Raw genomic sequence first — 7,665 nt, forward strand, 5'->3', positions numbered from 1 at the left:
TATTTAGTTAGAACTATAAATGTTAGTTAGGACCATAAGTATCAGTTAAGGCATTCAACTTATTTGCTGTGGTGATTTGTAGTGCTATTTAATATGAAAGCTAAGATGAATAATTACTCTCCAATTACTTAGTATATAGTTATACTTATATAATAGTTGAGAGTATTTTTAATATAGGTGTGCTTAAAGCTGATATTTAGAGCTAAATATTTATTTAAAAACAATTTTTTATTTCAAAAAAAATGTAATTAATAACCAGCTATAAAAAAAGAGCAACCCAATTGGATTGCTCTTTTGCTATAAATAAGAAGCTTTATATCAATATATTTTTATTTAAATCAATTAGATATGACCGAAGGGAGTCAGAGCCTCTTGTTTATTTAAAAATACGTCACTATCTGGCTCAGCGTCTGAATCTTTAGGCGCTTCATGGGCCTTAAACTGTGACTCTAAACTAGGCTTAGACTCATCTTTTAGCACATAGGCCCAAGCACGCTTACGGCCATTTGCATCATACTCCCAGTACACTCCTTGTACTTCTGGCTCAAAGCCTGGAAGCGAATTTACGCCTTCTTCAAGGGCTAAGAAGTAGTCTAAGACGGCACCGCCCCAAACCTCACCAGGAACGATACAGTATACGCCAGGCGGGTAGGGTAATGCCCCCTCCATCGCAATACGGCCTTCAATGTGCGATAACGGCACCAGTTCAATATCATTACGGACAAAAGCGTTATGCGCATCAAAGGCTCGCATCGCAAATTTAGGACGATACTGTCTTTTAAACATCTGTTGCTGCAATAGGTTTAGCTTGTGCTTAGCATAAAAACTATGCAAGCGCTGACACAGCTCCTTGATACCTAGCTTGCGGTACTGAGGATAGGACTTTGCCAATGAAGGCAATACTTCACTAACCAAGCTATTGGCCTTGATGTGAGCCTCAAAGCGTACAATGCGTGCCACAAGGTGTTGGAACTTCGCCAATGTCTCGGCTGGGGTCAATAAGAATAGGATAGAGTTTAAGTCAGCTTTCTCCGGTATCACTGAACTTTCACGCAGATAATGAGCCAGTAATGGGGCTGGTATACCAGTTTCTTCATATTCACCGGTTTCCATATTAATCCCTGGTGTGGTTAATAACAGCTTACAAGGATCAATAAAGTACTGCTTATCTTCATACTGCTCAAAGTCATGCCAGCGCTCGCCAGCTTTGAATTCAAAGAAGCGGATGTCATTAGCAATTTGCTCGGTATCATAGTCCTGCCAAGGCTTACCATCAATAGTTGGCGGCACAAAAGGTTTGATTAAGCTGCAGGTATCAAGCAGCATCTTACGGGCTTCAATACCTCCAATAATACACTCATGCCACATGCGCTGACCGGCTTTGCCTTCATGCATCTTGGCATTGACATCGAGTGAGGCAAACAACGGGTAAAACGGACTGGTTGACACATGCATCATAAACGCATTGTTAAAGCGTTTGTGATTCACATAACGTGCCTGCCCACTGATGTGATTGTCTTTTTTGTGGATTTGTGATGCTTGCGAGAAGCCTGCCTGCTGCTTATGCACTGACTGAGTTACTAAAATACCAGGATCATCTGGCGTTAGATCAAGTAGCAGAGGAGAGCAATCACGCATCATAGGGATAAACTGCTCATAACCGACCCAAGCACTATCGAATAAAATATAGTCGCATAGATGACCTATTTTATCGACCACTTGACGTGCGTTATAAATAGTACCATCGTAAGTGCCGAGCTGAATGACTGCCAAACGGAACGGACGCTTGGCATCAGCACGCTCTGGAGCCACTTCACGGATACGATCACGTATTTCAGCTTCATCAAAGCAGTGTGATGCGATCCCGCCGATTAAACCATAAGCATTGCGCTCGGTTTCCAAATAGACCGCGGTACCACCGCTCATAGATAGCGCCCCTTGATATACTGACTTATGGTTGTTGCGGTCAAATAACACCAAGTCATCATGGGCCACCAAGGCACCAATGGCTATCTTATTTGAAGAGGAAGTGCCGTTTAGCACAAAGTAAGTTTTGTCCGCATTGAAAACTTTGGCCGCATGCGCCTGAGCTTGATAAGCAGGACCTTCATGGATCAGAAGATCGCCTAGGCCCACATCAGCATTACAGGAGTCAGAGCGAAATAAGTTCTCGCCGAAATATAAGAAAAAACGACGACCAGAAGGGTGGCGACGGAAGAATTGACCACCTTGATGCCCTGGACAATCAAACGCCGCATTACCATAATCGGTATATTCACGCAGCGCTTGGAAAAAAGGCGGGTCTAAAGTCTCGATATAATGAGCGGCAGCGGCGTTTACCAACTGGCCATTGTAATATTTTTGATCATCAGCCAGCTCTAACACGCCATAAACATGTGGTAGCCATTCATCAGGAACACTATCCCCATATTTAATAGCCACAAAAACAGGAATTGAGAAGCCCAAGTCCTCAATTTCTGCATGCACCTTAGGCAGATCTTCCATAGTCACTACAATGGCGGCGATATTGGTAAAATCAGTTGCCTCAACTTCAGTTAGTCTATAATTACAGTTAAGTGCATAGTCGATGCCATCGCTGACGGCTATTTTCATTATACTTTCCTTTAGCTAGTCGAAGATCTTTCAATTTAATTCCTGTTTAGATCGATAAATCATTCAGCATTTTGAATGATTACCCGTCTTAAGGATTACCCTGCCATTATTCCGAATAAAAAAGCAGTTAGCAAATTTTTTACTTATTTTATGCCAATTATCTGACCCATTGATTGCTGTATGTACCGGTTTTATAACTTAGGCGGGTCTGAATACATACTATTCATAATAAGTACTATCTTTAACGCACAACATCTTGGATAAGTACCAGTAAGTGTTGATAAAGCTACAATTAACCAATTCATAATGCCTAAGTGCAGTATTGTGTTGCAGGTCATATAACGCTTTATTATACTGACCGCTTTTTAGTTCATTGTTTATTCACTCTATAGCCATGCTGGAGTCAGCAGATGCCAGATTTATCGAACTTACCTTTTCAGAACTTGGCTATTGATAGCCTTCCTTTAGCCTTTGGTATTATCATGGCCATTATCGGACTGGTATTTTACACCCAAGGATTGCCTGGCAAGTTCTGGCGGAGATTCTATGCCGTATTACCTGGTATTGTACTGTGTTGTTTTATTCCAGCAATTTTGAACAGCTTAGGAGTATTTGCTGACGGCATTGGCACCCAAATCTACGGTTTTACCGCCACGTACTTATTACCCGCCAGCTTATTGCTAATGACCTTATCAATGGATGTGCCCAAAATTTTGGGGCTAGGCTGGAAAGCTGTTGCCATGTTTTTTGCAGCCAGTATAGCCATTATCATTAGTGGTCCTATAAGTTTGGGTATCGCCAAATGGATATCCCCTGAGATGTTTACTGACGACACCTTATGGCGTGGCTTCTCTGCAGTGGCCGGTAGCTGGATCGGTGGCGCTGCTAACCAAGCAGCAATGAAGGAGCTGTTTGGGGTCAGTGATGATTTATTTGGCATGATGATATTGGTTGACACCACCAATGCCTCTTTGTGGCTACTGGCACTGTTAGTCATGGCCAAACACAGTGATAAAATCGATAGATTTTTACGAGCAGATACCGGTAGCATTGAGAAGGTAGTGGCAGCTGTGGAAAGTTATGAGCGTGAAAATGCTCGACCCGGAACCTTAAACGATTTAATGGTTATGTTTGGTCTGTGTTTTGCCATGGTGGGCTTGGCTCATTTCATTGGGGGACAAATAGCCGAATTCTTCTCTCCTTATAGCTGGGCAGTACAATACAGCTTTGCCAGCTCCTTCTTCTGGATGGTGGTTATCATCACCTTAATTGGCGTGGGTTTCTCCTTTACCAAAGTACGCCGCTTAGATCATATAGGTGCCTCAAAAATGGGAACGGTATTTATCTTTATACTTATCGCTGCCATTGGCATGCAAATTAACTTAAACGGTCTAGTCTCTCAGTGGCGATTATTATTAATCGGCTTATTATGGATGTGTATTCATGTAATGATCGTCTTTATTGTGGCCAGACTAATTCGTGCACCGTTCTTCTTCTTAGCAGTGGGCTCTAATGCCAATACTGGGGGCGCCTCCTCAGCGCCGATTGTAGCAACTGCTTTCCACCCATCATTAGCGCCTGTAGGTGTATTCTTAGGTATCTTAGGTTATGCTGTGGGTACTATTGGCGGTTATGTTAGTACTCAGCTTATGCGTTTGGTAGTTGGGTAGGGGTGTTCTCTACTCGACTATGACGATTATCTGGATAGACATAATATCTGTCTAGATAAGGGTGATAAGCTAAATAAAGAACAGTTTTTTGATGGCTTATAAAAGTGCAGAATTGATATTAAACTTTGCTTTTTTCTTCTACCAACTTAACAAAGCGATTGATATAACTTTGCAAAAAGTCGATGGTTCTTTCGGCATTGAGTTTGCCATTTTCATCAAAGTAAGTGGGTGAATTACCCAAAAATACCTCTGGTTGTCCAACGCTTGGCATATCAAAATAAGATAAGGCTAGACGCAGGTTTTTCTGACTACTATACCCTCCCATTTTACCGACTGAATGACTAATAATACCATTAGGTTTGTTTGTCCATGCTACATCCGCGTTTGGTTTTGAGCCAATATCCACCGCATTCTTTAAGCAAGCTGGAATACTTCTGTTATTCTCTGGAGTGATAAATAAAACACCATCTGATGCCTTGATGGTTTCACGAAACTCGGTGTAGGCCTGGGGTAGTGGAAAATCAGACATTTCCGGATCATCATAATCAAAGTTATATAAAGGTAAATCACCAATTTCTACAATTTGTACATCATAGTCTTTAGGGAACATAGGAATAACATTTTTAGCAATTTTGCGAGCATACGAACCTTGACGTAAGCTGCCTACTAAAATACTGATTTTTTTCATATTATTTTTCCATTTTTGTAATTCTAAACCATAAATAAATGGTGAGATAGATGATTGAGTAGCTTAACTATTTAAAAATGATAAATTAATACAAATAATAATCATTATCAATTAAATTGCATGAATAGAGAGTATTTAGTTTAAAAATGATGTGCTGCAAATGGGTGTAAGTGCTGAAATAGTTATTGGTAATCACCCCAAGAAATAAAACCCACTTAAAAATTAATTTAAGTGGGTCTGTTACTTGCAGTAGGTATTTTAGGTGTTTGTGGTAGATAAATATAAGCAGTTAAAGATAAAAAATTAGTTTAGTAATGTAAAGGCCTTATAGCTTAAACGACGCTAAACCAATTTTCTTCAAACGTTAATCCCTGTGATATCGTGACAAAATGAATAGGGTCTGTGATACCGGAACCGTCACTATCATAGCTTAATTCACCTGTCGTATCATCATAATCGATATACTGGCTGATATTACTTGTATCGCTGGGATTTAAGCTATCAAAGATAGTGCTATCTAATCGAATGATATCATCATCACCACTATTAAAATCAGTTATGACGCTAATCGACCCATCCAAAATAACATCAAACAAGAAGATATCAGAGCCATCGCCACCCGTTAGCATGTCATTTCCACTACCACCGAGTAAGATATCATTACCACTATTACCATTTAAGGTATTATCTAAATTATTACCTTCAATGATATTATCAAGCTCATTACCGATGCCTTGAAGTGCATTGCCAATTAATACTAAGTTCTCAATGGTAGAGTCTAGCTCATAATCTACGGAGGTAAAAATACTATCTATGCCACCATCAGCTAGTTCTACAACGGTATCATTTATATCATCAATAACAAATATATCGTTACCTTTACCACCATAGATCACATTATCGGCTTTATTTCCAATAAGTGTGTCGTTAAATTCAGAGCCATTTAGGTTTTCAATTTGAGTTCCATAACCTATAAAAGAGTGTCCTTCTGTAAAGTCATAAACGGTTTCGATTTCATTATAAACCTTATAGCTATTGTTAGAGTCGTCCTTTTTTTCGACAATAATATAGTTTTCATTTGCATCTATTTCGGTAGGAAAGTAGCTTAAGGCACTATCAACTAGCACTCCTTGTACTGCAAAAAATTCTTGATTCATATTATCTATATTATTATAGATATTAGAACCTGGTGTTAGGTTTATATAGACACCTTGTTGTTCTTGAGAGGCATCAAATATATCTGTACCAGATCCATCCCAAATATAGATATCTCCATCAACTGAACCTTGATTAAAGGTTTTAAAAGTGTAGATGTCATCACCTGCTCTTTGGTCAGGATTTACACCAAACCTATATTGTAAATATGCAAGATCATATATACGGACATCATAGAGGTCATGGAAGTCATTATCATCGTTATATGACATTAAAGATAAGCCGGCACTATCAATATCTGAACTTAATTTAGAAGATCCTAGGCCCTCTTCGAAAGAGTGCTTAGCCCCCATCGTATGCATCGTTTCATGAGCTATGGTACTAAATCCATCCAATGAATTAAGTGAACCTGAACTACTAGAGCTATCACCATAAAACTCTGCTGATAAATGTACATTGCCTCCGTGACTAGCATACCCAGCTGTATAAGTAACATTATTATCCAGATTACCACCACCATTGATATCAGCCATAAAGTAACTAATATCTGCATCACTCATACTACCAACTAAATTAAAATCAACGTCTATATATCTCTCTAAAATTTCAAGAGCCTCATTAACTGCTATTTTATTGGTTTGGGTATAGTTAATAGGGTTTAATAGCTCTCCTCTTGAAGTACTGTATACAGAACCTTCAGCTGCTGTTGCAAAATAATAGTTAATAGAGTGACTTCCAGACTCATTGCCGTGATAGTGATTCGCTAAATAACCAAAATTATGGTTAGTATTATTGGTAGATAGATAGGTCTCAATGTCCAAAACTTGAATAAAGTAGGGTAGATCTTGATAGTCTGATAACTTACCAGTCCAACTAAGCATAGAGTCATCATTTGTTGGGGCTGCTAAGTAATTTGTCTCATTGCTTACCGTTATGATATTTTCAGCTAAGTCTTTGGTCGTTAATGTTGCTTTAACATTACTCGCATTTATATTTATCAGGTCATTTGTCGTAATGTCTATAGAGAAGCTCTTATCAGTTTTTAAAGTGGTTTGATAAGTAATTCCTGCCACTTCAACTGCAACACTATCACCTGCTTTAGCGGTACCAGTTGCCGTGCCCGTTATATTAGTGGTCAATAAGTCTGTTATAGAGCTGCTATCAATCTGATGAATTGAGCCATCAGTTTGTATGATGTAAGCATCCGACCAACCCCCTATTGCGGTGGCACCCAGCGATGAGCTAACAACTCATCCAGATCCTCTTGAGTAGGCAGGCGTCTTAGCACGTCTGTCAAATAAGCAGACACATCCAAGCCATTTAAACGAGCTGACTGAATGATTGACATAATATTCGCAGCACGCTGCCCACTTCGCAGCGAACCGGCAAACAACCAGTTTTTACGCCCAAGTGCCCACGGACGCATCTGATTCTCCGCCCAATTATTATCAATCGGCAGCCTGCCATCATCTAGATACTGAGTCAGCGCCTGCCAACGTTTCAGGCAATAATCCATCGCCTTACTAATACTGGCATTTT

Annotated in this window: 5 protein-coding genes; 1 reads left to right on the forward strand and 4 read right to left on the reverse strand. The window is 39.7% G+C overall.

Annotation, left to right across the window (positions count from 1 at the left end; genetic code table 11):
* Positions 1-342: 342 nt before the first annotated feature.
* Complete coding sequence (locus G561_RS0102225) at positions 343-2,613, reverse strand: ornithine decarboxylase (protein WP_028858105.1); 2,271 nt, start codon at positions 2,611-2,613, stop codon at positions 343-345.
* 410 nt (positions 2,614-3,023) lie between these two features.
* On the opposite strand from G561_RS0102225, the gene G561_RS0102230 reads away from it, so the two are divergent.
* A complete protein-coding gene (locus G561_RS0102230; RefSeq protein ID WP_028858106.1) occupies positions 3,024-4,283 on the forward strand; it encodes a DUF819 family protein in 1,260 nt (419 codons plus the stop codon).
* 118 nt (positions 4,284-4,401) lie between these two features.
* Here the strand turns inward: G561_RS0102230 and G561_RS0102235 are convergent, their stop codons facing one another.
* From G561_RS0102235 to G561_RS0102245, 3 genes are all read right to left on the reverse strand, one after another.
* A complete protein-coding gene (locus tag G561_RS0102235) occupies positions 4,402-4,971 on the reverse strand; it encodes an NADPH-dependent FMN reductase (protein ID WP_028858107.1) in 570 nt (189 codons plus the stop codon).
* Positions 4,972-5,303: 332 nt separating this feature from the next.
* On the reverse strand, positions 5,304-7,265 hold the full coding sequence (locus G561_RS0102240; RefSeq protein WP_028858108.1) for a reprolysin-like metallopeptidase: 1,962 nt from the start codon (positions 7,263-7,265) through the stop codon (positions 5,304-5,306).
* Positions 7,266-7,342: 77 nt separating this feature from the next.
* Positions 7,343-7,665, reverse strand: a 323-nt coding sequence (locus tag G561_RS0102245; protein WP_028858109.1) for an IS66 family transposase, incomplete at its 5' end; no start/stop codon positions are given.

Origin of the sequence: Psychrobacter phenylpyruvicus DSM 7000 = NBRC 102152, assembly GCF_000685805.1 — a bacterium.
In the GTDB taxonomy this organism is placed as follows: domain Bacteria; phylum Pseudomonadota; class Gammaproteobacteria; order Pseudomonadales; family Moraxellaceae; genus Psychrobacter; species Psychrobacter phenylpyruvicus.

Coding starts and splice junctions, on each gene's coding strand:
- G561_RS0102225 (WP_028858105.1), bottom strand. CDS start 2,613: ATGAAAATAGCCGTCAGCGATGGCATCGACTATGCACTTAACTGTAAT.
- G561_RS0102230 (WP_028858106.1), top strand. CDS start 3,024: ATGCCAGATTTATCGAACTTACCTTTTCAGAACTTGGCTATTGATAGC.
- G561_RS0102235 (WP_028858107.1), bottom strand. CDS start 4,971: ATGAAAAAAATCAGTATTTTAGTAGGCAGCTTACGTCAAGGTTCGTAT.